Genomic DNA, 1,882 nt, shown 5'->3' on the forward strand with positions numbered 1-1,882 from the left:
ACGGCCTTCTTCGCTTGGCTCATCCTGCGCGAGTTGCCCTTCCCCCTGCCCTACTGGGCCGGTCCAATCCTCGACAGCCCCGTGCGCCGACTGTTCATGCCCACTGACGTGGTGCTTTCCCGCATGACGGTCGGGCCGGGCATGCGCGTGGTCGAAGTCGGCTGCGGCACCGGCTACCTGACGGTGCAGGTGGCGCGGCGAATCCAGCCCGGGGGTGTGCTCTTCTGCGTCGACATCCAGCCCCAGATGATTGAGCGGACCCGCCGCCGGCTCGAAGGGACTGCCCCGGTTTCCGGCACCTCGAATCGTGGCCCGGGCTCGCCAGAAGCGTACTTCTTCGTCGCCTCCGCCGACAAGCTGCCGTTCGACATCTACGACGCCGACCTCGTCTTCTTCGTGACGGTGCTGGGCGAGATACCCGACCGGCTCGCGGCCCTACGCGCGGCCCTGCGGGTGCTGCGGCCGGGCGGCGTGCTGTCGATATCCGAGTTCCTGCCTGACCCGCACTACCGCTTCCGCAACGACGTGGCGAAGCTGGCCTGCCAGGCCGGGTTCGAGCACGTGTCGACCGAAGGCAGCCTGTTCACCTACACCGCCAGCTTCCGCAAGCCGATGCCCAAAGAGCCGCTTGGCTACGTGCCACGGTTCGAGTAGGTGCAGCTACCGGTCGGCGGTCAGTGCCGCCCGGCCCAGCCTGACCGTGCCGGGTCGTGGTTGTAGGTCGGCCAGGCCGTGTTGGCCAGGCGTGTACTGGCCAATTCCGGTGACATAGTACGAGATTATTGACATCGCGGGTTCGCGAACCGTGCGCTGTCAATCCAGGTAGCTACTCGAAAGCCATCGCGGTCATGGGGAGAGATGGGGACACGATACTCAACAGCCTGCGCCCTGGTCGTGCGACGCGACTCGCGTCGCCTTCTTCAGTAGCTTGCGCCGACGACGGATTACAGGCGCTAGAGCTCTCAAGGCTTCGTTGACCGCAGTGCCGTCCGGGAAGACGTCGAGCACGTCGCGTCCGACGACAACGACGTTTGTGCCTTCAGCATACCGGGCCGCAGTCTTGCCGCGTGCCGCCCCGGAGAAGTCATACTCCGGGCGCATCGTGTCGCGCTCACGAGGATCGTCTCTATGGCTGACCTTCATACTTCTTTCTCTCTGTTCTGGTTGCTCGCCTTGCCGAAATGAGGCGCGTTAGTGGTGATCTCTCAGCAAACGCGACGACAAGCAGTCGCCTGCGGACCGACATGCCGAGCAACACATAACGTTTCTCTTGCTATGAATGGTCCGGGTCGCTCATCAGCAGCGCCAGTGGGTCGCCGAAGGCAGTTGACGCTTCGTCGAATGAGATGGCGTGCTTTCGGAGGTTCGACTGCGCTTTGTCGGCATCCCAATCGAATACGTACGCCGTCCGGCCTCCTCAATGCGGGCAGGGAGCGGATAATCCGCAGGTCCTCATCGGGATAGGATAGCAGTCTCTGGACGCTTGTCAATCAGCGTGAGTAGTACGGGAGACTCGCAGCACGCCTCTCTCCTGAGTGCGGTGACCCGCGTGCTTCCTGGCTTCGGCGAAGAAGACGCGGCGGACGCCGATGCGGAACGTGCAGTCCGGGGCCGTGGTCGCGCCCGCTATCTTGATTGACTCTTCGTGGATGACCGGCTTGAAGACCTCGGTCAGACCGGCTTTGTTGGAGACGTCCCAGCCCAGGGCCTCGAAGAACGGGTCGAGGAACTCGTTGCGCAGGTCGGTTTCTTTGTGCTGGCCCGAGCAGCAGAAGTCCGAGGGGTTGCGGAACCGATCGACGATGTCGGCGACGGCTTTGGGGGCGTTTCCCATCTAGTCACAGGATATGCCCGGGCCGGGCGGTGTCAACAGCGGGCGGAG

Annotated in this window: 3 protein-coding genes and 1 pseudogene; 1 reads left to right on the top strand and 3 read right to left on the bottom strand. The window is 63.8% G+C overall.

Annotated elements, in window-relative coordinates; all coding sequences use genetic code 11:
• Positions 1 to 654 (top strand): methyltransferase domain-containing protein (locus FJY68_14355; GenBank protein ID MBM3333003.1); only part of this gene is annotated, 654 nt, incomplete at its 5' end.
• Positions 655 to 873: 219 nt separating this feature from the next.
• Here FJY68_14355 and FJY68_14360 read toward each other — a convergent pair.
• From FJY68_14360 to FJY68_14370, 3 genes and pseudogenes are all read right to left on the bottom strand, one after another.
• Positions 874 to 1,101, bottom strand: coding sequence for a hypothetical protein (locus FJY68_14360; protein ID MBM3333004.1), 228 nt, complete (start codon positions 1,099 to 1,101; stop codon positions 874 to 876).
• 25 nt (positions 1,102 to 1,126) lie between these two features.
• Positions 1,127 to 1,348, bottom strand: a pseudogene (locus tag FJY68_14365) (BrnT family toxin).
• Positions 1,349 to 1,486: 138 nt separating this feature from the next.
• The gene (locus tag FJY68_14370; GenBank protein ID MBM3333005.1) at positions 1,487 to 1,834 is read right to left on the bottom strand and encodes a hypothetical protein; all 348 of its coding nucleotides are present in this window, start codon (positions 1,832 to 1,834) and stop codon (positions 1,487 to 1,489) included.
• Between the last annotated feature and the right edge of the window lie 48 nt (positions 1,835 to 1,882).

The sequence above is a fragment of the candidate division WOR-3 bacterium genome (genome assembly GCA_016867815.1).
In the GTDB taxonomy this organism is placed as follows: Bacteria; Hydrothermota; Tepidihabitantia; order Tepidihabitantales; family Tepidihabitantaceae; genus UBA2258.

Bases quoted from the DNA above. Each gene is read 5' to 3' on its own strand.
- FJY68_14360 (MBM3333004.1), bottom strand. From the start codon at position 1,101: ATGCGCCCGGAGTATGACTTCTCCGGGGCGGCACGCGGCAAGACTGCG.
- FJY68_14370 (MBM3333005.1), bottom strand. From the start codon at position 1,834: ATGGGAAACGCCCCCAAAGCCGTCGCCGACATCGTCGATCGGTTCCGC.